23 protein-coding genes are annotated in these 25928 nt (G+C 62.5%); 6 read left to right on the top strand and 17 right to left on the bottom strand.

The window, feature by feature from the left end:
• The first annotated feature begins 175 nt into the window (after positions 1-175).
• Positions 176-1792: a D-alanyl-D-alanine carboxypeptidase family protein gene (locus tag AQUI_RS0113600; RefSeq protein ID WP_027257997.1), complete on the top strand. Its 1617-nt coding sequence runs from the start codon at positions 176-178 to the stop codon at positions 1790-1792.
• A 269-nt stretch (positions 1793-2061) separates the two neighbouring features.
• Here the strand turns inward: AQUI_RS0113600 and ccoS are convergent, their stop codons facing one another.
• From ccoS to AQUI_RS0113575, 5 genes are all read right to left on the bottom strand, one after another.
• Positions 2062-2220: a cbb3-type cytochrome oxidase assembly protein CcoS gene (ccoS, locus tag AQUI_RS0113595; RefSeq protein ID WP_027257996.1), complete on the bottom strand. Its 159-nt coding sequence runs from the start codon at positions 2218-2220 to the stop codon at positions 2062-2064.
• Positions 2221-2250: 30 nt separating this feature from the next.
• The gene (locus AQUI_RS0113590) at positions 2251-4428 is read right to left on the bottom strand and encodes a heavy metal translocating P-type ATPase (protein ID WP_027257995.1); all 2178 of its coding nucleotides are present in this window, start codon (positions 4426-4428) and stop codon (positions 2251-2253) included.
• A 5-nt stretch (positions 4429-4433) separates the two neighbouring features.
• On the bottom strand, positions 4434-4898 hold the full coding sequence (locus AQUI_RS0113585; protein ID WP_027257994.1) for a FixH family protein: 465 nt from the start codon (positions 4896-4898) through the stop codon (positions 4434-4436).
• Between the two features lie 3 nt (positions 4899-4901).
• Positions 4902-6335, bottom strand: a complete 1434-nt coding sequence (ccoG, locus tag AQUI_RS0113580) for a cytochrome c oxidase accessory protein CcoG (protein ID WP_027257993.1) — start codon at positions 6333-6335, stop codon at positions 4902-4904.
• A 232-nt stretch (positions 6336-6567) separates the two neighbouring features.
• Complete coding sequence (locus tag AQUI_RS0113575; protein WP_027257992.1) at positions 6568-7446, bottom strand: LysR family transcriptional regulator; 879 nt, start codon at positions 7444-7446, stop codon at positions 6568-6570.
• A gap of 98 nt (positions 7447-7544) precedes the next feature.
• Here AQUI_RS0113575 and AQUI_RS0113570 point away from each other — a divergent pair, with 98 nt between their 5' ends.
• Complete coding sequence (locus AQUI_RS0113570; protein ID WP_027257991.1) at positions 7545-7724, top strand: hypothetical protein; 180 nt, start codon at positions 7545-7547, stop codon at positions 7722-7724.
• A gap of 261 nt (positions 7725-7985) precedes the next feature.
• The gene (locus tag AQUI_RS0113560) at positions 7986-8678 is read left to right on the top strand and encodes a DUF2270 domain-containing protein (RefSeq protein WP_027257990.1); all 693 of its coding nucleotides are present in this window, start codon (positions 7986-7988) and stop codon (positions 8676-8678) included.
• A 69-nt stretch (positions 8679-8747) separates the two neighbouring features.
• Here the strand turns inward: AQUI_RS0113560 and AQUI_RS0113555 are convergent, their stop codons facing one another.
• From AQUI_RS0113555 to ccoN, 5 genes are all read right to left on the bottom strand, one after another.
• Positions 8748-9593 carry a hypothetical protein gene (locus AQUI_RS0113555; protein ID WP_156916830.1) on the bottom strand — a complete coding sequence of 282 codons (846 nt, stop codon included), beginning with the start codon at positions 9591-9593 and terminating at the stop codon, positions 8748-8750.
• Between the two features lie 425 nt (positions 9594-10018).
• The gene (ccoP, locus tag AQUI_RS0113550) at positions 10019-10888 is read right to left on the bottom strand and encodes a cytochrome-c oxidase, cbb3-type subunit III (RefSeq protein WP_027257988.1); all 870 of its coding nucleotides are present in this window, start codon (positions 10886-10888) and stop codon (positions 10019-10021) included.
• Positions 10885-11097, bottom strand: coding sequence for a CcoQ/FixQ family Cbb3-type cytochrome c oxidase assembly chaperone (locus tag AQUI_RS0113545; RefSeq protein ID WP_027257987.1), 213 nt, complete (start codon positions 11095-11097; stop codon positions 10885-10887). The genes ccoP and AQUI_RS0113545 overlap by 4 nt, the downstream gene beginning before the upstream one ends.
• Positions 11098-11107: 10 nt before the next feature.
• The gene (ccoO, locus tag AQUI_RS0113540; protein WP_027257986.1) at positions 11108-11836 is read right to left on the bottom strand and encodes a cytochrome-c oxidase, cbb3-type subunit II; all 729 of its coding nucleotides are present in this window, start codon (positions 11834-11836) and stop codon (positions 11108-11110) included.
• A 14-nt stretch (positions 11837-11850) separates the two neighbouring features.
• Positions 11851-13461: a cytochrome-c oxidase, cbb3-type subunit I gene (gene ccoN, locus AQUI_RS0113535; RefSeq protein ID WP_027257985.1), complete on the bottom strand. Its 1611-nt coding sequence runs from the start codon at positions 13459-13461 to the stop codon at positions 11851-11853.
• Between the two features lie 204 nt (positions 13462-13665).
• Here ccoN and AQUI_RS0113530 point away from each other — a divergent pair, with 204 nt between their 5' ends.
• Positions 13666-14505, top strand: coding sequence for a universal stress protein (locus tag AQUI_RS0113530; RefSeq protein WP_027257984.1), 840 nt, complete (start codon positions 13666-13668; stop codon positions 14503-14505).
• An 80-nt stretch (positions 14506-14585) separates the two neighbouring features.
• Here the strand turns inward: AQUI_RS0113530 and AQUI_RS0113525 are convergent, their stop codons facing one another.
• Positions 14586-14843 carry a GlsB/YeaQ/YmgE family stress response membrane protein gene (locus tag AQUI_RS0113525; protein ID WP_027257983.1) on the bottom strand — a complete coding sequence of 86 codons (258 nt, stop codon included), beginning with the start codon at positions 14841-14843 and terminating at the stop codon, positions 14586-14588.
• Positions 14844-15116: 273 nt separating this feature from the next.
• Positions 15117-16442, bottom strand: a complete 1326-nt coding sequence (locus AQUI_RS0113520) for a serine hydroxymethyltransferase (protein WP_027257982.1) — start codon at positions 16440-16442, stop codon at positions 15117-15119.
• A gap of 113 nt (positions 16443-16555) precedes the next feature.
• On the opposite strand from AQUI_RS0113520, the gene AQUI_RS0113515 reads away from it, so the two are divergent.
• Positions 16556-17428, top strand: coding sequence for a LysR family transcriptional regulator (locus tag AQUI_RS0113515; protein WP_027257981.1), 873 nt, complete (start codon positions 16556-16558; stop codon positions 17426-17428).
• Between the two features lie 20 nt (positions 17429-17448).
• Here AQUI_RS0113515 and fnrL read toward each other — a convergent pair whose 3' ends face one another.
• Positions 17449-18189 carry a transcriptional regulator FnrL gene (fnrL, locus tag AQUI_RS0113510; protein WP_027257980.1) on the bottom strand — a complete coding sequence of 247 codons (741 nt, stop codon included), beginning with the start codon at positions 18187-18189 and terminating at the stop codon, positions 17449-17451.
• Between the two features lie 62 nt (positions 18190-18251).
• Here fnrL and hemN point away from each other — a divergent pair, with 62 nt between their 5' ends.
• The gene (gene hemN, locus AQUI_RS0113505; RefSeq protein WP_027257979.1) at positions 18252-19607 is read left to right on the top strand and encodes an oxygen-independent coproporphyrinogen III oxidase; all 1356 of its coding nucleotides are present in this window, start codon (positions 18252-18254) and stop codon (positions 19605-19607) included.
• A gap of 303 nt (positions 19608-19910) precedes the next feature.
• Here the strand turns inward: hemN and AQUI_RS0113495 are convergent, their stop codons facing one another.
• From AQUI_RS0113495 to AQUI_RS0113475, 4 genes are all read right to left on the bottom strand, one after another.
• Positions 19911-21506, bottom strand: a complete 1596-nt coding sequence (locus AQUI_RS0113495; protein WP_027257978.1) for an ABC transporter ATP-binding protein — start codon at positions 21504-21506, stop codon at positions 19911-19913.
• Positions 21507-21606: 100 nt separating this feature from the next.
• Positions 21607-22713, bottom strand: coding sequence for an ABC transporter permease (locus tag AQUI_RS0113485; protein ID WP_027257977.1), 1107 nt, complete (start codon positions 22711-22713; stop codon positions 21607-21609).
• A gap of 3 nt (positions 22714-22716) precedes the next feature.
• A complete protein-coding gene (locus AQUI_RS0113480) occupies positions 22717-23802 on the bottom strand; it encodes a microcin C ABC transporter permease YejB (protein WP_027257976.1) in 1086 nt (361 codons plus the stop codon).
• Between the two features lie 9 nt (positions 23803-23811).
• Complete coding sequence (locus AQUI_RS0113475) at positions 23812-25725, bottom strand: extracellular solute-binding protein (protein ID WP_027257975.1); 1914 nt, start codon at positions 25723-25725, stop codon at positions 23812-23814.
• Positions 25726-25928 lie beyond the last annotated feature (203 nt).

Genomic DNA, 25928 nt, shown 5'->3' with positions numbered 1-25928 from the left:
GTTAGCATTTACCGCATCTAGAGGGGCCGCCGGACATCCCCACAAGATGCCGGCAGAATGGCGCACATAGCGCCTAACACCCCTTTTCGCCGCGGTTTATTCCTTATCAACCCTGTGTTAGGCTTTTGCTCACAGGCAAAAACGTCAGCCGGAAAACCGGCGGCATGAGGCAAACATGGCAGTGATCACGCAGGTCAATCCGGCGTCAGGCCGGGATTCTTGTACCCGGTTCCTGAGGGCAGCCGCGGTATTTCTTATCGCAGCAATTGTGCTGGCGCTCCAGCCGCACCGGGCCGCTGCGGCGCCCTATGCTGCGATGGTCATCGATTCCCGCACCGGCGAGGTACTGCATTCGCGCAATGCCGACACCCGGCTGCACCCGGCCTCCCTGACCAAGATGATGACCCTCTACATCGCATTTGAGGCGGTGCGGAACGGAGAAATCTCGCTTGAGACCAAGGTCAAGATCAGCCGCAATGCTGCTGCCGAGCCGCCCTCGAAACTGGGGCTGCGCTCCGGCCAGCGGATTGCTTTTCGCTACCTGATCCGAGCCGCAGCTGTAAAATCCGCCAATGACGCGGCCACCGCCATCGGCGAGACGCTGTCTGGCTCCGAGGCTGCCTTTGCCCGGCGGATGAACCGCACCGCCAAAGCACTGGGGATGAGCCGCACAACCTTCAAGAATGCCCATGGCCTGACGGCCAGCGGGCATCTGTCGACGGCGCGCGATATGACCACCCTGGGCCGCCATCTGCTCTATGACTACCCGGAATACTACAACCTGTTCTCTCGCCGCACGACCCATGCCGGCGTGCGCGAAGTGCCCAACACCAACCGCCGCCTGCTGGCCAGTTACCGCGGCGCCGACGGCATCAAGACCGGCTATACCCGTGCTGCAGGCTCCAACCTGGTGGCCTCGGCCAAGCGCGGCAATGAACGCATCATCGCCACGGTGTTCGGCGGAAAATCCTCTACCGCACGCAATGCCAAGGTGGCGGAACTGCTGGATCTCGGCTTCCGCCGCGCCCCTTCGCGTGCCGCCCTGCGCAAACCGCGCCGGCCCGCGTACCAAGGCGCCGGCGTCGTGATAGCGGACGCCGGGGACAGCGGCGGCAGCGCAGGTGCTGCCGGCAAGACCATCCGGGTCAGCGGCCAGGTGAACACCAGCCTGCGGCCCAAAACGCGCCCCGGCCGCAGCGAGTCGCCGGTGCTGGTGGCCGCACTTGAGGAAGCACTGCAGACACCGCCCGCCGAAGCTGTTGAGGACACTGCACAAACCGCACCGCCAGCGGAGCAGATCGAAAATGTCCAGTCCGTCAGTGCCGAAGGTGCGCTGCGGGGGGATGCCATCCGCAACAGCATAGCCGTCGCCCTCGCCGAAGCCGAGGCGGAACCCGCGCCGGCAGCACAGACCGCAACAGCCACGGTCATCGCTGCAGTGCAAAAGGTGCCCTTCACCGGCCTGCGGCCCGTTGCCCGCCCGGCCAGCCTGGCCCTTGCAAACGCTTCACCCGAACCGGAACCAGTGGTTGTGACCCGGCTTTCCACTTCCGGCGGGCGTTATTGGGGAGTCAATGTCGGCCTCTACACCAGCCGTTACCAGGCCGAAAAGGTTCTGTTGCGCACGGCCTTGTCTGAGCTGGAAACGCTGGACGGCTCCTTGCGCAAGGTGGCCAAGACCCGGCGCGGGTTCGAAGCCAATTTCCTCGGTATGAGCCAAGATCAGGCGGAACTGGCCTGCCGCCGCCTGAACGCCCGCAACGTGACCTGCAAGCCGATCGGCCCATCCTGAGCCAAGTGTTTTCCGAACCAGAACAAGAGGCGCCCCAGCGGCGCCTTTTTCATGACCGCCTCCAGGACCCGGCCAGGACCCGGCCAGGACCCGATCAAACGCTCCCGCCCGTCGTCAGCCTTTTCTGCGAAAAGACTTCCTTCCGTTGGGCGTGGCACCGCGCTTTGCGCGGTGCCACGCCCAACGCTGCCAAGGGGCTCTGGCGCCAGCCAGGGCAACTGCAGGGGCGGGAGGGATAGGCATTTTCACACAGGCGCAGGCCGCCCGCATCACGGCTTGGGCTTGTCGTCCCACTCATCGCTCAGGATCCGGCGGGAATCGCCTTCCGGGTCGTCGTACTGGTTGCTGCGCAGCGTATAGAAAAACGCCGCCAGTCCGACCGAGCCGAGGATCAGTGAAATCGGGATCAGATAGGCAAGGACACTCATGGCTTCAGGTCCGGTGTGGCTGGCGCCGGCTTATCGCAGCCGCAGCGCGTTGAGGGAGACTGTGATGGAAGAGGTAGACATCGCCAGCGCCGCAATCAAGGGCGTCGCCAGCCCGGCTATCGCCAGGGGCACCGCGATCACGTTGTACAGCGTGGCAATGCGGAAGTTTTCGCGGATCCGGCGGGTTGCCTTCTGCGCCACGGCACAGGCCTCTGCAATCGGGGAAAGATCTTGCCCCAGCAGCACGATATCCGAGGCCACCCGCGCGGCATCCAGCGCCGAGGCTGGTGAGATTGACACATGCGCCGCTGCCAGCGCCGCTGTGTCATTGAGGCCATCACCGACCATCAGAACCTTTTTGCCTTGCTCCGTCAGCATCTGCACCCGGGCGGATTTGTCCGCTGGCAGCGCCTCGGCCACCCACTTGGCGATGCCCAGCCGTCCGGCCAGATCCTCCACCGCGCCAGTGCTGTCGCCGGAGATCAACAGCACATCCTTGCCTGCGTCCTTCAGCGCCTGCACCGCTTCCGCAGCACCGGGACGCAAGGCATCGGTGAACAGGAACGCCTGCGCCTCCCCCGACCCGCTGTCCAGCCAAGCGGCTGTCTGGCTGTCCTGCTCGGCGCCGACCCAGGCTGCACGTCCCAGCCGCACCCGCTGGCCGCGGAACAGTCCTTCTGCGCCATAACCCGGCACCTCGGTGATGTCCTGCACGCCGGCCGGTTTGACCCCGGCTGTGCGCGCGGCGCGTGTCAGCGCCACTGACAACGGATGCGAAGACCCTTCGGCCAGCGCCAGTGCAATCTCCAAATCGCCCCGGGCATGATCCCCCAGGTTGGTCACCTGCGGCGCGCCGGCAGTCAGCGTGCCGGTTTTGTCGAACACCACGGTATCGACCTCCGCCAGACGCTCCAGCGCAGTGGCATGTTTGATCAGCATACCGCGTTTGAACAGCCTGCCTGAGGCCGCGGTGGTCACCGCAGGCACCGCAAGGCCCAGCGCGCAGGGACAGGTGATGATCAACACCGCCGCGGCGATGTTCAGCGCCATGCGGAGGTCGAAAGTGTAAAGATACCAGCCCGCGAATGCGAGAGCCGACAAGATATGAACGCCGGGCGCATAAAGCTTGGCAGCGCTGTCTGCCAGCGAGGTGTAGCGGGAGCGGCCGGATTCGGCGATGGCGACCAGATCGGTCATCCGGTGCAGCGAGGTATCCTCCCCCACCGCAGTCGCCCGGATGGTGAGCGGGCCGGTCAGGTTCACTTCGCCGGCTGACACCGCCAGGCCGGGTTCCGCAAACACCGGCAGCGTCTCGCCGGTCAGCAGCGACCGGTCCAGTTCCGACCGCCCCTCAATAATCTCGCCGTCCACCGGCATCCGTCCGCCGGGGCGCACAAGGATCAGGTCGCCAATCGCCAGATCCGCCACCGGCACTTCGTACTCATCCCCGTCCAGCAACCGGATCGCGCGAGGCACCTCCAGTGCGGCCAGCTCCTCGGCGGCGGAACGCGCCACAGCGCGGGTGCGGTAGTCCAGATAACGGCCTGCCAGCAGGAAAAAGGTCAGCGTCAGCGCGGCATCAAAATAGGCGTGCTCACCCGACAGCGAGGTCTCCCATAGCGAGGTGGCCAGCGCCAACACAAGCGCCAGCACAATCGGCACATCCATGTTCAGGCGCCCGACCCGCAACGCCGTCCAGGCATTGGCAAAAAACGGCTGTGCCGCAAAGATGATCGCGGGGAAGGTGATCGCGGCAGAAATCCAGTGGAACATGTCCCGTGTCGCATCCGATGCCCCGGACCAGACGGAAACCGACAGCAGCATCACATTCATGGAGGCAAAGAAAGCCACCGCCAGCCGCATCAAGAGATCGCGTCCCGCCTTGTCGTTCTGGGTGGCAGCCAGCGCTGCCAGATCCAGTTCGTGCGCCTCGTAGCCAATGCTTTCCAGCACCGGGATCAGATCGGCAGCGCGCAAATCCGGCTCCGCCTCGATCAACGCCCGCTTAAGTGTCAGATTGACCCGTGCGGAATGAATGCCGGGATGTGCGCTCAGCTCGCGCTCCACCGCTGAAATACAGGCCTGGCAGTGAATGCCCGGCAAGGACAGCGCCAGCCGTGCCTCTGTCGGGGCCTGTTCAGCGCTGTCATGCGGGGCTGCGACACAGGCCGGGCAAGCCGCAAGCGAAGGGCGGAGCTGGGCAGTCATGGCAATCAGCCTTTCACATGCAGGATCACGCGCTGGGTGAATTCGGTGCCGTCCTTGGCCCGCGCAACCATGCGGATGTTCCAATTGCCCGGCCCCAGCTCGGCCGGCGCCACATAGGCCTGGCCGTCAAAGGTGAACTCCGGCTGCTGGTCATCCTGCACATGGGTGGCCCGGCCCAGCGTTGCGCTCAACTTGGCGACCTCCACCGGGGCGCCGCCGGCATCGGTGATCTCCAGCTTGACCTGATCACCCTGCGAAGACGCATAGACCGACCAGCCCAAGGCCTCCTGCGCAGAACGGCGCAGATCGAACTCCTGGCTGGCAACATAGGAGTTCTTCACCTCCAGCCCTGGAAAGGTCTTCACCGCATTGACCGCCAGGGCGATGTTCACCCCGATGATCACCGCAAAGGCGCCGCAGAACAGCATCAAGGCATGCTTACCGGTGAATTCGCGTTCGCGCTTGGCCATGGCTCAGTTCCCCTTGCCGTTAAAGCTGGTGTCCTTATGGGCCCGTTCCCCGTTTATCAGATCCTCGGCCCAGATGCGAACCGGGCTGGAGGCGGCCTGCGACGGTGCCGACCCCTTGGCAGAGACGATATAAACCCGCTGCAGCAGCGCGGTATCGGCAGGCACATTGACTGAGTGATACACCGTGCCTTCCAGTTGCAGCCGCATCGCCGGGTCGCCCTTGATTGACAGTTTGAACACCCGGTCCTCGCCGTGCTTGTTACGCAGCCGCACGTCATAAGTGTTGCGGATGGCGCCATCGGACAGTGTCACAAAGGTCGGGTTGCGTTCGGGCGCGACGGTCAATTCGATGTCCGAGCGGATGAACAGGGCAAACAGCAGCCCCACACCGACCAGCGACCACAGGCTGGTGTACATGATGGTGCGCGGCCGCAGGATATGCTTCCAGATGTTCTTGGGCGGTTTGCCTGCACGCTCCTCTGCCTCATCCGACAGCGCCATATAGTCGATCAGCCCGCGCGGCTTGCCGATCTTGGCCATCACGTCGTCGCAGGCGTCGATGCACAGCGCACAGGTGATGCATTCCATCTGCTGTCCGTCACGGATATCAATCCCCATCGGGCAGACGTTGACACAGGCCATGCAGTCGATGCAGTCGCCATGCACGGTCCCCGGTTCGTCGGTCTTGCGCGGTTTGCCGCGCGGCTCGCCCCGCCACTCGCGGTAACCGACGGTCAGCGTGTCCTCGTCCATCATTGCCGCCTGAATGCGCGGCCAGGGGCAGGCGTAGATGCAGATCTGCTCGCGTGCGAAACCGCCGAACAGAAAGGTCGTGCCGGTCAGCACCAGCATGGTGGTATAGGCAACGGGATGCGCGTTCAATGTCACCAGATCATAGGCCAGCGTCGGCGCATCGGCGAAATAGAACACCCAGGCGCCGCCGGTCGCCAGGCCGATCAGGAACCAGGACACCCATTTGGTCAGCCGCAGCCGCGCCTTGCGGAAATCCATCTTTTTCTGCCGGTGCAGGCGCAGACGCGCGTTGCGGTCGCCCTCGATCCAGCGCTCCACCAGGATGAACAGGTCGGTCCAGACCGTCTGCGGACAGGTATAGCCGCACCAGACCCGGCCCAAGGCAGAGGTGAACAGGAACAGCCCCAGCCCGGCCATGATCAGCAATCCGGCCACGAAGTAAAACTCATGCGGCCAGATTTCGATCCAGAAGAAATAGAACCGCCGTCCTGCCAGATCCAAAAGCACCGCCTGATCCGGCAATGACGGCCCGCGGTCCCAGCGGATCCACGGCGTCAGATAGTAGATCCCCAGCGTCACCACCATGATGTACCATTTCAGGTTCCGGAACGGGCCGGACACGCGCCGCGGATAAATCGGCTCCCGGGCGGCGTACAGGCTGGGGGCTGGGTTGGAATCGCTCACGGACTCTCTCCGTCTTGTGGCTGTCTCGCGCCGTTGTCACAGATGCATAGTGCAAGAACATTGACGTGGATCAAAAAGCGCATCGCACAATCATGTTTTTAGGCACCGTCTCCGCGCATTGTGAAGGCAAAACGCCAACTATGCCTGCCCGCCCAACGCCGCCAGAGGCAAGTTGCCGCAGCGCAGCGATTGCGGCGCTGCAAAGATGAACTCTGTCAGAAAGCCAGCGGCTTCACCGCTCCTTCTGCTGCTGCCGCAGCAGCCAGCCAATCAGCTTGCGTGCCTCCGGACGCAGCACGCCGGGGCGGGTCACGATGTGATATCCCCGGTCTGCGCCTTCGGTGAACAATTCCAGCAACCGCCCGCTGTGCAGATCCTCGACAACAAATTCCCGCACGCTGACGGCCACCCCCTGGCCTGCCCGCACCGCTTGCATCAGCAAATTTCCAGGCAGCCGGGTGCGCGGCCCGCGCAAAGCCTCGGTGACACCGCGCGATTCCAGCCAGCGCGAGGCCTCCGAGGTGCCCAGTTCCTCCAGCCAGGGCAGATCCAGCAGGTCCTCCGGGACCGTCACCTGCCGCCCGTCCAGAAGACTGCCGGCCGCGATGACCACCATCGGCGACTGAAGCAGCATCCCGGTCTCCAGGCCCGGCCAGTTGCCGTCTCCGTACCGGATGGCGATATCCACACCGCCCGGCTTCAGCTCGACAATCTCGCCCCGCGGGTCCAGAACCAGATCAATCTCCGGATGCTCCGCCTGAAACCCGGCCAGCCGCGGCATCAGCCAGTGCGCGGCAAACATCGGCGTACAGGTCACATGCAGCGGCCGGGTGGCACCTGCAGCAGATATCTCCTGCACCGCCGCCTCGATCGCCCCGAACCCCAGCTGCAGTGCTCGGGCCAGATGTTCGCCGTCCGCAGTCAGGGCCAGCGCCCTGCCGCTGCGGTCCAGCAATGCCGCGCCCAGATGCGCTTCCAGTGCGCGCAGCTGCTGGCTGATGGCAGCGTGGCTGACATTCAAAGCCGCCCCCGCCTGCACTACATTTCCTGCCTCAGCAAAGGCACTAAACGCCCTCAGCGCGGCAAGCGGCGGCATGTGCAACCAATCCATATGTAACCCTGCCTTACATAGTGTCATTCGTATTAACTCGCAGGAATCACCGTTTCAGGCAAGCATCGGTATCAGACGCCAGGATAGGAGGCACTGAAATGCTGATTGATATCTATGCCCGATCGATGATGACCGCCACGCGGCAGGACTGTTTAAGGCTGCGGGATCTGCCCACACCCAAGCCCTTGCCACGCCCTGCAGGCAGGTTCACCCGGCTGCTGCGCTGGCTGGCTTCTAAGCCGCCGAAAACGCGCTGCATTCATCCGCAGAACATCTGACCTGAGACCCTGACATTGGGGAAGAAAGAAAAAGCGCCGGTTTTCCAGGAAACGCGCGAACAGATCGGAAAACCGGCGCATGACCCGTTCAGCCTGCACGTCGGCCTTGCGGGATATCATGCTGCCCAGGAGGGCTGTTAAGCCAAGCAGCAATCTCTTTCACCTGCGGTTTTACCCGGTTTGCGGCCCTCAGAGTTTGACACGGATCAAAAAGGCGCAAATTAATTGCCCGGTCCCGGGAAAAAATCTACGCTCGTTTTTATGGCAAAAAACGAGACCGAGCAGACAGCCGCCAAAGACCGCGCACCGTTGACGGCAGCCGAAATCGGCGCACTGGCGCATTTGTACAGGGGCGAGATCTACCGCAGCACCGTCTGGCGCACCCGGCTGGACACCACCACCAACTGGTCGGTAGTCACGCTGGGCGTGGCACTGTCGATTTCCTTTTCCTCGCCCGGCGCCTCGCCCCTGCCGCTGATCCTGGTGGGGGTGCTGATCATTTTCTTCCTGATGCTTGAGGCACGCCGCTACCGGTATTTCAACGTGTTTCGCGCCCGCGCCCGTTGGATGGAGACGCATTTTTACACCCCCATGCTGAAAGAGGGCGACCTGCATCTGGAGGAACACTGGCAGGATGTGCTGGCCGCCGACTATTTGCGGCCGGAGTACCATGTCGGCGTGATGACCGCGATCGGGCGGCGGATCCGGCGAAACTACTTTTGGATCCTGCTGATCCAATCCCTCGCCTATGCGGGCAAGATCGCGGTGCACCCCACTGGCGTCACCTCATTGCAGCAAGCGGTCGCCCGCGCCGACATCGGCCCGTTCCCGGGCGAGCTGGTGCTTGGAACCGGTCTTTTCTATGTGCTGCTTTGGGGCGGCATCGCCTGGTGGAGCACCAGAACCGACGCCGCCCGCGCCCGCAAACGCAGTTCGATGACTTCGATGGGTTAGGGTCAGGTGGAAAATGACCACAACAGCCGATTTTGCGCAGGAAGCTGAGCCTCACGAGGCGGCAGGGTTTCAGAACCCCGGGCCAGCAGCCGCACCCTTCGCTTTCTTGCGTTCCTGTTCTTCTTTGTTCCGCAGGCGGCTGGCACTCTTCGCCAGATCCACAGCTGTTTGAAGAAAGATCTCAACCAGCTGTAGCCGCTCACCCTTGTTTTCCCAGAGATCAATGGTGGCCCAAAGCACCCCGAGCGTCGTCTTGGAGAGCTCGCGGAGATTGTACGTCATGTCGTCGGGACCAGTCAGGTAGCCTTCACCGGTTGCATACATCAGTATGTTTCGTCCGTTAGCCATATCTTGAAGATATCTGAGTGCCGCGCCCTCATTTGCATAGTTCGCATAAATGTCTTCGACGAACGACTTGGTCCGTTCACCGTCTGCATTTTTCATATTCAGAAGTTTCAAGGACGCAGGTGCGTAATTAGTTTTGCCTTCGTCAACAAATCGGGCAATGATCTGATCATGGTCCTTGGAGTACGTCAGTGCGAGTGCGAATTCGTCACTTACTAGATTGGTAATCTCCGTTATTACCCAGCTCAGTGCGGACTTGTATCTGTGGTTGCCGATGCTGAATTTGTCGGTGAGGCTTTTGTATTCACCAACGGACGCGCAGCCAACAAATGCCACCACCGCCTCTTCGAGCGCATGTGACAGGCAGAACGTGGCCGGAACGCTGAACCTGTATTTTCTATCCAATGAAGAGTGGAGCGTCGAAATGCCGCCCGCCCAATACAACGCACTCAAAGCGTTGTTTGCACGAAACTTAGCTTCATCTGGCAGGTCGCCGATCCTGGCCCGTATCCACAATGCCATCTCGCCCTCCAAGATGCGAAGCAGTTCATGGTGAATATTCTCGGACATTGTGCCGGCCTTCTGAATTTGGAACTCCGGCGCCATCGTCCAAGAACACAGCGGCATCAATGCTGTGAAACGGACAAATTCAACTCTGTCCCCGAAAGCCAGACTAGTACCAGCCAAGCACTTTCTACAATAATGCACTCTTCGCCTGCAGGCACGGCCAGCCAAGTCGGGAGTGTTCAACCGCCGAACAACACAACCAGCCGTTCTTGCAGTTTCATCGCCTAGGAACCGCTGTAAATCTGCTTCTTCTCCAGTCTTGTCTAGGACCCCGAGTACGGCACCTTTGCAACCGACAGAAACTGGCTAGGTTTTAGCGAACGATGCTCCTAGCTTGAGGAGCGGCTTCGGGCTAGCTCCCCCCTCATCCGCAAAAAAGGGCCGCCCGAGGGCAGCCCTTTCGCTATTCTTGCAAAACCGGATCCGGCTTATTCGCCGCCGCCAAGCTGGTGAACATAGGACGAAACCGCCCGGATCTGCGCCTCGGTGAGGCGGGTGTTCCAGGCCGGCATCACACCATAGCGCGAGTTGGTCACGGTCTCGCTCAGGGTGGCGTAGTCGCCGCCGTAAAGCCAGATTGCATCCGCCAGGTTCGGCGCGCCTTGTTCACGGTCGCCGGTGCCGTCCTCGGCGTGGCAGGAAGCGCAGTTGTCAGCAAAGACAACCGATCCGGCCTCAACCTTCGACGCATCCTGCGCCTCGCCCGACAGCGACATCACGTAGTTGACCACCTGGGAAATCTCTTCTTTCTCAAGCAGCTCGTCGCGGCCGAATGCAGGCATCTCGGAATAGCGCGCATCATCGCTGTCCTCATTGCGGATGCCGTGGGCGACGGTGGCGTGGATATCCTCCACCGAGCCGCCCCACAGCCAATCGTCATCCAACAGGTTCGGATAGCCCTTGGCGCCCGCAGCACCAGAGCCGTGGCACTGGGCGCACCAGGTCTTGAACACCGCGGACCCGGCGGACACCGCGTAGGAGTTCAGCTCAGGATCTGCCGCAATGGCGGTCAGCTCGGTTGCCTCCAGCTTGGCGTTGACCGGCGCGTTGGCTTCTTCCACCGCGGTGATCTCAGCCGCCACATCGGCGCGGGTCGACCAGCCCAGCACCCCGGCAGTGGCGCCGTTGATCAACGGCCAGGCCGGATAGGCGATGGTATAGAGCACGCCCCAGATGATGGTGGCGTAGAAGGTCCACAGCCACCAGCGCGGCATAGGGTTGTCGAATTCCTCGATCCCGTCCCACTCATGGCCGGTGGTGTTCGGATCGCCTTCGAACTTTTGCGATTTTTTGCTCATGCCCTCGCCTCCTTGGTCTCGGCGGGTTCGTCAGCACCTGCGGCAGGCGCCGGTGCATCATCATGCCGGAACGGGATGTCTGCGGTATCCTTGTAAACCTTGGTGCTGCCCGGGCGGAACGCCCAGACCACAACACCGATGAAGAAGGTGAACAGGAACAGCAGCATCCAGCTGTCCGCGAATTGCCTGAGGAGCGTGTAGAATTCCATCTTTCCCTCCTTAACGGCTTGCGTCCGGGGTGAAGGTCGAGAAGTCGACCAGCGTGCCCATCATCTGCAAGTAGGCGATCAGCGCATCGGCCTCGGACACACCCGGCTGGCCGTCGAAGTTGCGCACATTGACCTTCTCGCCGTAACGCTCCAGCAGCCCGTCAAAGTCGCTGTCGGGATCTGCCTGGGCGCGGAAGTCGGCCTGCGCGGCCTCGATCATCCCGTCCGTATAGGGGGTGCCCAGCATCGCATTGGTGGCCATCACGTCGCCGATGTATTTGCCATCGACCCGCTTCTCCTCGAGGAAGCCGTATTTCGGCATCACCGATTCCGGCACCACGGCCTGCGGGTTGCGCAAGTGATCGACGTGCCACTCGTCCGAGTAGCGGCCGCCAACACGGGCCAGATCCGGCCCGGTCCGCTTGGAGCCCCACTGGAACGGACGGTCGTACATCGACTCTGCCGCCAGCGAGTAGTGGCCGTAGCGTTCGACCTCATCGCGCATCGGGCGGATCATCTGGCTGTGGCAGACATAGCAACCCTCACGGATGTAGATATCCCGGCCCGCCAGTTCGAGAGGGGTGTAAGGGCGCATGCCCTCCACCTTCTCAATGGTGTTTTCCAGGTAGAACAGCGGTGCGATCTGCACCAGGCCGCCGATGGTCACGACCAGGAAGCTGCACACCAGCAAAAGGGTCGCGTTGGTCTCGAGGATCTTATGTTTGTCGAGAATGGACATAGCTGCCTGGCTCCTTATTCAGCCGGGACCGGAACCGTCAGGCTGGCTTCTTTTGCCGGGGCCTTACGGACAGTCATCCACAGGTTGTAGCACATGACAAGCGCACCAGCGAGGAACATGACCCCACCCAGACCGCGCACCACATACATCGGGAACTTCGCTGCCACGGTGTCGGCAAAGGAGTTCACCAGGAAGCCGTTGGCGTCCACTTCGCGCCACATCAGGCCTTCCATGATACCGGTCACCCACATCGACGCGGCATAGAGAACGATGCCGATGGTGGCGAGCCAGAAATGCCAGGAGACCAGCGACAGCGAATACAGACGCTCACGCTTCCACAGCACCGGTACCAGATAATAGAGGGCGCCAAAGGTGATCATGCCGTTCCAGCCGAGTGCGCCGGAGTGCACGTGGCCAATGGTCCAGTCGGTGTAATGCGACAGCGAGTTCACCGCGCGGATCGACATCATCGGACCCTCGAATGTGGACATGCCGTAAAAGCCGACCGAGATCACCATCATCCGGATCACCGGATCGGTGCGCAGCTTGTCCCAGGCGCCCGAGAGCGTCATCAGACCGTTGATCATGCCGCCCCAGCTGGGCATCCACAGGATGATCGACATCACCATGCCCAGGGTCGATGCCCAATCCGGCAGCGCGGTGTAATGCAGGTGGTGCGGACCGGCCCAGATATAGAGGAAGATCAGCGCCCAGAAGTGGATGATCGACAGCTTGTAGGAGAACACTGGACGCTCAGCCTGCTTTGGAATGAAGTAGTACATCATCCCAAGGAAGCCCGCAGTCAGGAAGAAGCCCACGGCGTTATGGCCGTACCACCACTGGATCATCGCATCCTGCACACCCGGCCAGACGATCACCGACTTGGAGCCCCAGATGGAGACCGGAATGGTCATGTTGTTGACCAGGTGCAGCATCGCCACGGTGACGATGAACGCCAGGTAGAACCAGTTGGCCACATAGATATGCGGCTCCTTGCGCTTGATCACAGTGCCCAGGAACACGGCCAGATAAGCCACCCAGACCACCGTCAGCCACAGATCGACGTGCCATTCGGGTTCCGCATATTCCTTGGACTGGGTCGAGCCGAACAGATAGCCGGTCGCCGCCAGCACGATGAACAGCTGATAGCCCCAGAACACGAACCACGCCAGGTTGCCGCCCCACAACCGCGCCGCGGAAGTCCGCTGCACCACATAAAAGGAGGTTGCGATCAGCGCGTTGCCGCCAAAGGCAAAGATCACTGCCGAGGTGTGCAGCGGGCGCAGGCGGCCGAAATTGGCAAACCCTTGCGCCCACTCGAAATTCAACGCCGGAAAGGCCAGCTGGAACGCAATGAAAGTCCCCGCCAGAAATCCGACCACGCCCCAAAAGGCGGTTGCAATTGTGCCAGCGCGCACGACGCTGTCGAAATACTCATTTTCCAGACCAACAACTGCCGGTTTCGGCTCGTTGGTGTGGCGCAAAGTATAAAGGAACAGGCCGCCAGCCACGATCATCACGATGATCGCATGCACCTGGTAAGCCAGATCCCGCGCGTAATTGGAACCGATCATCGCAAACAGCGTGACCAGACCAAGCGCTATCAGCTTGATATAGTTAGACATCTTGCGTCCCTTTGCCATGCCCCCGCGAATCCTGCGAATACGGGGACGTTATTAGACCGCGCCCTTCATGCAAAAGGCGCATCTTTGCTGCCTTGATCTGCATCAAGACATTTCCAAGCAACATGTGACACTTCTGCCCGTGTCACGAAATTCTTCGCACCGCAGCTATCCGGGCTGCGCCGCATCATCCGCCGAGAGGTGCCAATGTCCTACAAGTCCTTGCTTACGATTCTCACAGCTGCAGAAACCGCAGCGGCGCCTTTGGCGCAGATTACGGCCCTGGCCGAAGACTTTGGCGCCCACGCCAATGCGCTCTGCCTGGGTGTCGACCGCACCCAGACTGGATACTACTATGCCGGCGCCAATGCGATGGTGCTGCAGGAAACCCTGGCCCGCGCCCAGGAAGAAGCAGAACAGGTCGAAGCCCTGGCCGAAACCGCGCTGCAGCAGGCCGGCGTGCCGTTTGCCACCGACAGCGGTGTTGCCCAGATCGCGGACCTCGGCCGCCATGTGGCGCGTCAGGCACGGTTTTCGGACTTGGTGGTGCTGGGCAAACCTTATGGCCCGGGCACTCGCGCCGAAGCCGAACCGATTGTCGAAGCCGCGCTGTTCGAGGGCCGTGCGCCGGTGCTGGTCGTGCCCGGCAAGGCCGCGCCGATGCGCCAGCCCAAAACCGTTCTGGTGGCCTGGAACGAAAGCATCGAGGCAATGACCGCGATTCGCAGGGCACTGCCGTTTATGAAGGGCGCCGACCTGGTGCGCATCGCGGTGATCGACCCGCCGCAGCACGGGCCGGAGCGTTCGGATCCCGGCGGATTGCTGGCACAGATGCTGTCCCGGCACGGCGTGACCTGCGAAATCGATGTGCTCAGCAAGACGCTGACCCGGGTGTCGGATGTGCTGAACCGCCATGCCGCCGATACCGCCGCCGATCTGATCGTGATGGGCGCCTACGGGCATTCCCGCTTCCGCGAAGCAATCCTTGGCGGTGCCACCCGCAACATGCTGGAGCAAGCCAAAGTGCCGGTGCTGATGGCGCATTGACAACCCGGTCAGGCAGCAACTCTGCCGGATAGTAAAAAGGGCGCCCAGCAAGGCGCCTTTTTCGTGTCTTGCTCTGTGCCCTATCCCGCCTTGCGGATCAGGCCGATCAGGAACAGCAGGATCACCGCACCGATAGTGGCGTGGATCAGCGACCAGAAGAAGCCTCCGCCCGCAGCAAAGCCCAGCGCCGGAAAGATTGTTCCGGCCAGAAAGGCGCCAACCACGCCGACGATGATATTGCCGAGGATGCCGAAGCCGCGCCCCTGCATGATCTTGCCTGACAGCCAACCCGCCAGCGCCCCGACGATCAGCATCCCGATCAAGCTTCCAAACTGCATTCCAGCCTCCGAGTGTTATTGTTGCGCCAGTAGACCACAACCGCCGCACGGGGTCACCCGCAAGCCCCGCGGGGTCACCCGCAAGCCCCGCGGGACCTGACGGCGAGCATTGCAAACCGGCGCCGCTCCCGCCCGTCGTCCACCCTTCTTGCAGAAGGGCATCCTCCCGTTGGGCGTGGCACCGCTTTGCGGTGCCACGCCCAAGTCTGCCAGCGGGTCCGGCCCAGCCGGGCACGCGCTGGCGCGGGAGAGCGCCGCCCCTGCTTTCCACTCTTAAATCTGGCGGACGTAGTGCATCCCTTGGAAAGCTGCGCGGAATTCTGCGGTTTCCGCCGCCAGCTCCGCCGGGTCCTCTGCCCGCAGGCCACGAGCAATCAGCTCTGCAAGCCGCGGTGCGTGCTTAGGCTCCACCCCGCGGCGCACCAGCTCCGGGGTTCCGATGCGCAGCCCGTTCATGTCGCCAGGCACCTGCGCGAGCGGCAGGCCGATGCCGCAAGCCAGAAACCCGGCCTTGCGCAGATGTTTTGAGGCCGCCTGACCGCCGCCGAACGCTGCCGCCTCCAGCGCGAACTGATGCGATTGTGTCATGCCGTGCTCAGCTGCAAAGACAGGCAGGCCCAGCCTTGCCAGTTCCTGCGCCAGCACCAGCGAAAGCTCCGCCATCGCGCGGGCATACTGCGCGCCGTGCTCCACCCAGTCCAGCAGGCTCGATGCCAGCGCTGCCGATTTGGCGGCGTCGAAATTCGCCGTCATGCCGGGAAAGGCAATGGCATCCAGCCGCTCGGCAATCTCCGCGTCATTGGTGACGATCAGCCCGCCTGCGGGGCCGCCCAGGCTTTTGTAGGTGCTCATCGTCATCAGATGCGCGCCCTGCTGCAGCGGGTTGGCCCAATGCCCGCCCGCGATCATGCCGCATTGGTGGGCGGCATCGAACAGCACCTTGGCACCAACCCCATCGGCAATTTCCCGGATTTCCGGCACCGGATGCGGGAACAGGTTGAGGCTGCCGCCAATGGTGATCAGTTTGGGACGCACCTCCTGCGCCAATGCACGAAGCGCGCCTAGATCCACCGTATAGCCATCCGCATCAACTGGCGCCGCGTGGGTCTGCAGCCCATAAAGCCCGGCACAGCCATCCGCGTGATGGGTGACATGGCCGCCCACCGCGGCGGGCGGCGCGATGATCGCATCGCCCGGCCTAGTCAGCGCCATGAAACCATAAAGGTTGGCCAGCGCGCCGGACCCGACCCGGATCTCGGCATAACGTGCTTTGAACACCTGCGCGGCCAGCTCGGCGGCGATGACCTCGATCTCTTCGATTGCTTCCAGCCCCATCTCGTATTTATCACCAGGATAGCCCAGCGACGGACGGCTGCCGAGGCCGCTTGCCATCAGCGCTTCCGCCGCCGGGTTCATAACATTGGTGGCGGGGTTCAGGTTGAAGCAGTCGCGGTCGTGGATCTCTGTATTGCGTGCAGCCAGCGCGCTCAGCCGTGCGGCGGTCTCTGCGCTGCTGGCAGCGGCGGTTTCGGCGGCCACCGTTTGCACGTAATCCTCGCAAGCGGCGGGCACCCAATTGCGGCGGGCAAGCTCTGTCATCTCTGTCTCCTTCACGCTGAGGCGGGTTTCTCTGCCCTATCAAAGCGTCCCTGCCCCCTTGCCCGCAAATCAGTTTTACAGAAAACTAGGGCTAGAAAAATTGAGGCTAAGCCATGGCAGTTTCCCCGCCCCCCGCCAAATCCCTGCCGCCGACCGCCTTGCGCGCCTTTGAGGCCGCCGCGCGTCTGGGCGGATTTGCCGCCGCCGCGCAGGAGCTGGGCGTGACGCCCGGCGCGGTCTCGGCCCATGTCAAGGCGCTGGAAGACGCGCTGCAGGCGCCACTGTTCGACCGCCGCCCCAAGCAGGTAGCACTCACGGCCCTGGGCGCGCGGGTGCTGCCGGAGTTCACGGATGCCTTTGACCAGCTCAACGCCGCTGTCCGCCACCTGCGGGCAGAGGCACAGCCCGGCACCGTGCATATCGCCACCCTGCCCGCAATTGCGCAGTTCTGGCTGTCCCCGCGGCTGCCCGCCCTGCGCGCCGCGATACCGGATATGGCAGTATCGGTCACCGCCCTTGAGGCCCCCCCGAACCTTAAACGCACGCCTTATGACCTCTGTCTGTTCTATGGCGGTGATCAGGGGACGGTGATCGAACAGGATACAATCTTCCCGGTTTGTGCGCCCGCAGTAGCCGAGAAGCTGCACTCCCCCGCGGATTTGCTGAACGTGCCCTGCCTGTCAGATGCAGTCTGGTCGCAGGACTGGGGTACGTGGCTGCAGGCAGCCTGCCCGGGCAAACCCCCGCACATTAGGGGTCCGGAATATTCGCTCTACTCCTTGGCGGTAGAAGAGGCCGTCAATGGCGCCGGAGTGCTGATCGGCCATCAGGCTTTGGTGGCTCCGCTACTGGCCAGCCGCAAGCTGGTGGCGCCGTTTGACATCCGGGCCAACCTGCCGCGGGACCTGCGGCTGTGGAGTCTGCGCGCCTCCGGCCCCCGCAGCCCTGCGGCGCGGGTCGCACGCTGGTTGGTTGAAAACGGTTAGACGATTTCGGGAAAGCGGCCTCAGCCCAGGAAGCCGCCGTCACTGTCGTCGCCTGCCTCTTCCATCAGCAGGCGCATGTCGGGCACGGTCACATGCCGCTTGCCTTCCAGTTCAATGATGCCGTCCTTCCGCAGCGCGGAAATCTGACGGCTCACAGTTTCCAGTGTCAGGCCAAGATAGTCCGCCATCGCCTCGCGGGTCAGCGGCAGGTCAAACACCATCCGGTTGGTGGCGCCGCCCGGTGTCAGCGTGGCGTCACGGCGTGCAATTATGGCCAGCAGGCTGGCAATTTTTTCGCGCGCGGTCTTGCGGCCCAGCACCAGCATCCATTCGCGGGCCGCGTCCAGCTCGTCCAGGGTCATTTCCAGCAGGCGGTGCGCGATATGCGGGGTGCGCTCCATCAGCTCTTCAAACGGTTTCTTGCGAAAACAGCACATCACCACATCCGTGGTCGCTGCCACATCATAGGCTGCCCCTTCACGCCCCGGACGGCCGACAAAGTCGCTGGGCAGCAAAAGCCCCACCATCTGGGTGCGCCCGTCCTCCATCGTCTGGGTCAGCGAGGCGATGCCCGATACAACCGAACCGACAAAGGTCATCACATCGCCGGACCAGATGATCGGCTGGCCCGCCTCATAGGTGCGGTAGTATTTGATACCGTCCAGCTCATCCAACTCATCCGCGTTGCACCGCGCGCAGACGGCGCGGTGGCGGATCGGGCAGTCGCCGCATCTGGACTGTGACGTTACTGGAGCATTCATCAGGGGATCCCGGTTGATCTGGGTCAAGGCTTGCCTAAGCTGGCGTACTTAAAACTAAAGGAATGGATCAGAAACCTCAATTGGCCGAACTCGGATTATTCGACGCCAAAGTGCCGCGCTATACAAGTTACCCGACCGCTCCGCATTTCGGAGACGCGGTGGATCCCGCCCGGTTTTCCAGCTGGGTGTCAAAAGTTGCCCCCGGCAGCAGTATCTCATTGTACGTGCATGTGCCGTTCTGCCGCAGATTGTGCTGGTTCTGCGCCTGCCGCACCCAGGGCACCCATTCGGACGCGCCGGTCGTAGCCTATGTTCAGGTTCTGAAGGCCGAAATTGCGCTGCTGCGGCAGCAGCTGCCTGAGGGCGTGACCCTGTCGCGCCTGCATTGGGGCGGCGGCACCCCGACGATCCTGAGCGCTGCGTTGATCCGCGGTTTGGCCAGCACCATCACAGCGGCCTTTCCGCTGGCGCCCCAGGCAGAGTTTTCGGTTGAAATCGATCCGAACGAGATCGGAGACCGGCGGCTGGAAGCTCTGGCGGAGGCCGGCATGACCCGGGCTTCGATCGGGGTGCAGGATTTCGACACGGCCATTCAGCAGGCGATTGGCCGTATCCAAAGTTTTGAGTCGACCCGGACTGCCATCGAACAGCTGCGCGCCCATGGGATTGCCAGCCTCAGTGCAGATATCCTGTTCGGACTGCCGCATCAGACACCGGCGCAGATGACTGAAAGCGTGCAAAAGCTCGTCTCCCTGACCCCCGACCGGGTGGCGGTCTATGGCTATGCCCATGTGCCTTGGATGGCGGGGCGGCAATGCATGATCCGCTCCGACGCGCTGCCAACGCCCGAGGCACGGCTGGAGCTGTTTGAAACCGCCCGCCGGCTGTTCCTGTGGGACGGCTACCGGGAAATCGGCATCGATCACTTTGCACGGCCTGATGACGGGCTGGCAGCGGCACAGCGGACGGGCCGGCTGCGGCGCACTTTCCAGGGCTGCACCGACGATCCCGCAGAGGTGCTGATCGGCATCGGTGCTTCGGCGGTCTCGCGTTTTCCGCAGGGCTATGCGCAGAATGCGCCGGGCACTTCGGACTATATCCGCAGCATTCGCGAGGGCCGCTTTGCCACCGCCCGCGGCCATGCTTTTGGCGGTGAGGACCTGTTGCGGGCCCGGCTCATTGAGGCGCTGATGTGCGATTTCAGCATCAGCCGGGAGGAGATCCTGTCCCGCTTTGCCGTGACCGATGCAGGGCTGGACAGGATGTTTGCAGAGGCAGAGGCCGCCTTTCCCGGCATGCTGTCGGTCACCGCCAACGGCCTTGCTATCCGCGACGAGGCCCGCCCCCTGGCCCGGATGATTGCCCGCAGTTTCGACACCTATGACCTCAACAAGGCCACCCACAGCACTGCGTTCTGAGCCTTTCTCCTGCCACCGGAAATTCTCCCGCCCGTCGCTGCAGCGCCAAGGCGCGGCGCTCCCGTTGGGCCAGGCTCAGCGCCGTTGGCGCTGAGCCTGGCCCAAGGCCGCCAAGGCCCGTCCGGCATCAGCCGGGCGGGCCTGCGGGCGCGGGAGATTTCCGCCTGTTCCGGGGTGCGTCAGATAGGTCAGCATTTCTGCCGCAATGTTTCGCGCGCGAAACATTTGGTCAAACCTGCTGCCGCAACTTATGGGCGTTGCGCAGGCTGCGCGCGCATAGATGCAGCAAAGTCTGCCAGAGTATTAACCCGCCGCCGCCAGCAGCCTGCGGGTGTAGTCCGCCCGAGGGTTGGTGAATAAGTCCTCGGCCGATCCGGTCTCCACCACATCGCCTTGGTTCATCACAACCACATTGTGCGACATAGCCCGCACCACATTCAGGTCGTGGCTGATGAACAGAAAGGCCAGCCCATAGCGGGTCTGCAGATCGCGCAGCAGCTCGACGATCTGAACCTGCACCGTCATGTCCAGCGCCGAGGTCGGCTCATCCAGCACCACCAGCTTGGGACGCAACACCATGGCGCGGGCAATGGCGATACGCTGACGTTGACCGCCGGAGAACTCATGAGGGTAGCGGTCCATCGCTGCCGGATCCAACCCCACCTCCTGCATCACCTCCGCCACCAGCTCACGCGGCTTGCGGTGCTGGTCGACCTTGTGGATCGCCAGGCCTTCGGAGATGATCTGGGCGCAGGTCATCCGCGGACTGAGCGAGCCGAAGGGATCCTGGAACACGATCTGCATGTCCTTGCGCAGTTTGCGCAGATCACGGGTGGACCATTTGCGCAAATCCTGGCCCTGGAAGGTCACCGCACCCTCGGATGCAATCAGCCGCATGATCGCCAGAGCCAGAGTGGTCTTGCCTGAGCCGCTCTCTCCGACGATGCCAAGCGTCTCGCCTGCGCGCACCGCGACCGACATCGGGTTCACTGCCTTCACATGGCCCACGGTGCGTTTCAAAAGGCCGCGCTGGATCGGGAACCAGACCTTGAGGTCCTTGACCGCCACCAATTCCTGCGCATCCGGGGCAACCGGCTGCGGCTGGCCCGAAGGCTCTGCAGCCAGCAGTTTCTGCGTGTAAGCGTGCTGCGGATTGGCGAAGATCTCTGCCGCCGGGCCTTCCTCGACGATCTCGCCGTCCTTCATCACGCAGACCCGGTCGGCTATGCGGCGCACGATGCCGAGGTCATGTGTGATGAACAGCAGCCCCATGCCCTCGCTTTTCTTCAGGTCCGCCAAAAGGTCGAGGATCTGCGCCTGGATGGTCACATCCAGCGCCGTTGTGGGTTCGTCCGCGATCAGGATGTCGGGCTTGTTGGCCAGCGCCATGGCGATCATCACCCGCTGGCGCTGCCCGCCCGAGAGCTGATGCGGATAGGACGTCAGCCGGTTTTCGGCGTCACGGATGCCAACTTTGTTCAAGAGTTCCAGAATGCGCGCGCGGGCCGCCTTGCCGGCCAGTCCCTGATGTAACGCCAGCGATTCCTCCAGCTGCCGCTCAATGGTGTGCAGCGGATTGAGCGATGTCATCGGCTCCTGAAAGATGAAGCTGATGTCATTGCCGCGCACATCCATCAGGTGCTTCTCATCGGCGCCGACCATTTCGGTGCCGTCATAGGTGACCGAGCCCTCGACCATGGCACTGTCGCCCAGGAGAGACACGGTGGAGAGCGCCGAGACGGATTTGCCGGATCCGCTCTCCCCCACCAGCGCCACGGTTTCGCCGCGGCCGACCGAGAAGGAGACGTCGCGCACGGCTTCGGTGATCTTGCCGTCTTGGCGGAACGAGACGCGGAGGTTCTGGACGTTCAGGAGGGGGGAGGAAATTGTTTTGTTCATTACTCTTTGCCTTCGGTGCCGCAATCAATACCCGGGTCGCTTGCGGCCCGGGTCGCGCCTGCCTGCCCCCCGGCAGGCACGCCCCTCGTTTTCCGCGCGATCATGAAAACGTCTTCCGCGGGTCGAAGGCATCGCGCACGCCTTCGAAGATGAAGACCAGCAGCGACAGCATGATCGCGAAGGTGAAGAAGGCGGTGAAGGCCAGCCAGGGCGCTTCCAGATTCTGCTTGGCCTGCAGGGTCAGCTCTCCCAGTGACGGCGCCGAGGACGGCAGGCCGAAACCGAGGAAATCAAGCCCCGCCAGCGCCGAGATGGTGCCGGTCACGATGAAAGGCAGCATGGTCAGCGTCGCCACCATCGCGTTGGGCAGCATGTGGCGGAACATGATGGTCATATTGCCCACCCCGAGCGCTTTGGCGGCGCGGACGTATTCCAGATTGCGGGCGCGCAGGAATTCGGCCCTGACCACACCCACCAGCGCAGTCCAGCCGAACAGTACCATCAGGAAGACCAAGAGCCAGAAACTGCGGCCCAGGATCGCAAACATGATGATGATCACATAGAGCGTCGGGGTCGAGCTCCAGATCTCGATCACCCGCTGGAACACCAGATCCAGCCAGCCGCCGAAAAAGCCCTGCACGGCGCCGGCCAGGATGCCCAGCACCGTAGCAGCGCCGGTCACGATCAGGGTGAACAGGATCGACAAGCGGAAGCCATGGATCACCCGCGCCAGCACGTCGCGTTTGGTATCGTCGGTGCCCAAGAGGTTCTGCCCGTTGGGCGGCAACGGTGCCGCGCCGGGGCGGTCCACGGTGGTGTTGAAGCTGTAGGGGATCGGCGGCCAGAGGGTCCAGCCCGCCTCGAACCCCTCCGCGGCATAGGTGCCCGCGGCGATCTCCTCCAGGATGGTTTCGGGTTCGTCAAAGCAATCCTCGATGCCGCCGGAGCGGATCAGGCATTCGACCTCCGGATCGCTGTAAATCGCCTCGGTCTGGAAATCGCCGCCGAAACGGGTTTCCGGGTAAAACTTGAACACCGGTGTGTGAAGTTCACCACGGTAGCTCACCAGAATCGGTTTGTCGTTGGCGATGAACTCGGCAAACAGTGACAGTGTGAACAGCACGGTGAAAAGGATCAGCGACCAGAAGGCGCGCTTGTTCTTGCGGAAATTGTTCCAGCGGCGCTGGTTCAGGGGGGAAAGCGCCATCGGTCAGCCCTCCCGCTTTTCAAAGTCGATGCGCGGGTCGACCAGCACATACATCAGGTCCGAGACGATGCCGACAACCAGGCTCATCAGACCAAAAATGAACAGGGTGCCGAAGATCACCGGGTAATCGCGCGCCACCGCGGCCTCAAACCCCAGGCGGCCAAGGCCGTCGAGCGAGAAGATCGTCTCGATGATCAGCGAGCCGGAAAAGAACACGCCAATGAAGACGGAAGGAAAGCCGGCAATCACAATCAGCATCGCGTTGCGGAACACATGGCCGTACAGCACCCGGTTCTCGCTGAGGCCCTTGGCGCGGGCAGTCATCACATATTGCTTCTTGATCTCATCCAGGAAGGAGTTCTTGGTCAAGAGCGTCAGCGTGGCAAAGGCGCCGATCGTCGAGGCCAGCACTGGCAGCGTGATGTGCCAGAAGTAATCGCCAATCTTGCCCAAGAGGCTCAGCTGCTCCCAGTTGTCCGAGGTGAGGCCGCGCAAGGGGAAGATCTGCCAGTAGGAGCCGCCGGCTAACAGCACCAAGAGCATGATGGCAAACAGGAAAGACGGGATCGCATAGGCGGCGATGATGAAACCGCTGGTCCAGGTGTCAAAACGTGAGCCGTCCCGCAGCGCCTTGCGGATGCCCATCGGGATTGAAATCAGATAGGCGATGAGTGTGGACCACAGGCCCAGCGAGATCGAGACAGGCATTTTTTCCAGCACCAGGTCAGTCACGTCGATCTTGCGGAAATAGCTTTCGCCGAAATCAAAGCGCGCGTAGTTGCCGAGCATCGTCAGGAAGCGCTCCAGCGGCGGCTTGTCAAGGCCGAACTGCTGCTGCAATTCCTCGATCAGCTCCGGCGGCAGGCCCTGACGGCCAGCGTAGTTTTCATTGGCGCTGATCGCCTCGGTGCCGGTATCGCCGCCGCCGCCCGCAAAGCCCTCGAACACGTCGCCGCCGCCTTCGAGCTGGGCGATGATCTGCTCCACCGGGCCGCCGGGCACAAACTGCACCAGGGCAAAGTTCACCAGCAGGATGCCGAACAGCGTCGGGATCACCAAAAGCAGGCGTCTGAAGATATAGGCTGCCATGTCTCTGTCTTACCGAAGCGCGCCGGCCGCTTTGAGCTCAGCCTCGCGGGAAGCATCGATCCACCACAGATCCAGCATGCCGGTGTCATAGGGCGGCAGGGTTTCCGGCTGACGGTACATGTCCCAATAGGCGATCCAGCTGACATCCAGATACCAGGCCGGCACCATGAACCGCTTGGCCCGCAGCACCCGGTCCAGTGCGCGGGCATTGGCGCGCAGTTCATCTTGCGTCTTGGCGTTGACGATGTTGCCGATCAGCGCATCCACCGCCGGGTCTGCCAGCCCTGCCGGGTTGAACACCGAATATTCATGCGCCTCGGAGCCAAAATACTGATAGAGGCCGGTCGAAGGCTCCAGCGACATCCGGTAGGCCGAGGAGATCATGTCGAACTCCTTCTCCCGGCGGCGGCTGGTGTATTGGGCGTAATCGACCCGGTTCACCACCGCATCGATGCCCATGGTGCGCAGGTTGGTGACATAGGGCTGCACGATGCGTTCAATGGTCGGGCTGTCGGCCAGAAACTCCAGCTTCAGCACTTCGCCTTGCGCATTGCGGCGCAACCCGTCATCGCCGACAGCCCAGTCGGCCTCATCCAGCAGTTTCATCGCCCGGCGCAGATTTTTGCGGTCGCCGGGACGCGACGCCTTGGATCTATGTGCCATTACCGGTTCCGAGGTCAGCAGCGCGGGGTCGATCAGATCGCCCAGCGCCTCCAGCACCTCTTTCTCGCGGCCCTCGGGCAGGCCCTGCGCGGCCAGCGGCGAATCCTGCCAGAAGGAGGAGCGATGGCGGAACAGCCCGTATTGCAGGCTCTCGTTGGTCCATTCAAAGTTGAAGGCCAGCTGCAGCGCCTCGCGGACACGGATGTCCTGAAATTCGGGCTTCAGCAGGTTCATCACAAAGCCATTGGCAGCGGGCACGTTGCCGTCGGGGATTTCGCCCTTGATCACCTGGCCCTTATCCACCGCGGCAAAGTCATAAGACGTGGCCCAGCTTTTCGAGTTGTTCTCGGGGCGCAGAGTATAGACACCGGCCTTAAACCCCTCCATCGCGGCGATGGCATCGCCGAAATATTCAACCCGGATGCGGTCATAGTTGTGACGGCCGATGTTCACATTCAGGCCCGCGCCCCAGTAATCCGGGTTGCGGCGGTAGGTGATGCGCTGGTTCACCTCGGCACTTTCCAGAACATAAGGGCCGGAGCCGATGCCCGGGTCCAGCCGCGGCTCGTCAAGGCGGCGGTTTTCCGGGTCGGCCTCGAACCAGGCCTTTGAGAACACCGGCGTGCCCCCCACCTGAGTGATCATCGCGCGGCGCGGAAAGTCCGGCGAGAAGTGGAATTTGACCTGGTGCGGGTCCAGTGCCTCGGCCTTGGGGATGCGCTTGCGCACCGCCTCGGCGTAGGACTTCAGTCCCTGATCCAGCAGGATGTTGTGGGAAAATACCACGTCATCAGCGGTGACCGCGCTGCCATCTGAAAACGTCGCTTCCGGCCGCAGGTTGAAGATCACCCAATCCTGGTTTTCGGGATATTCCAGGCTTTCGGCGATCAGCCCGTAATAGGAGCCGGGTTCATCGTAGGATTCCACCAGCAGGCTTTCGAACTGATCCGAGGACAACGCCCCGGCGCGGCCGTTGCGGGTATAGGGGTTCATGCTGTCAAAGGTGCCGACGGCAGAGATCGACAACTCACCGCCCTTGGGCGCGTCCGGATTGACGTAATCGAAATGGGCAAAGCCTTCGGCGTACTTCAACGCCCCGAATTCGGCAAAGCCATGCGCCTTGATGATGGTCTCTTCCGCCCGTGCCAATGTTGCTGCCGCCAGTGCCAGGACCAGCCCCACGGCAAGCGCCGCCGCGGCTTGCAGCGGGTTCACTCTGTCCTTTGCGCGCACGCGCGCCGCAGCTCGAGCGGTGTTCATCTGCCATGACCTCCTTTGTCCGGAATTCGGGCCCGGATTTCTGCTGCCAAGCTAATGGCCGGGGGCGGTAACATTCAAGTTGAGATTAAGTGATTTCAGCGTGTCTCTGGGCACAAAGCAGCCGAAAAGCGCGCATTTTCAAGGCGGCGCTTGCGCGCAATAAAATTGCCTGCCAGCCTCACCTCACAATTGCGTTACCAAGT

This window comes from Leisingera aquimarina DSM 24565 (assembly GCF_000473165.1).
In the GTDB taxonomy this organism is placed as follows: domain Bacteria; phylum Pseudomonadota; class Alphaproteobacteria; order Rhodobacterales; family Rhodobacteraceae; genus Leisingera; species Leisingera aquimarina.
Note: the sequence above shows the minus strand (reverse complement) of the source record. Positions and strands in the feature narration are given on the sequence as shown.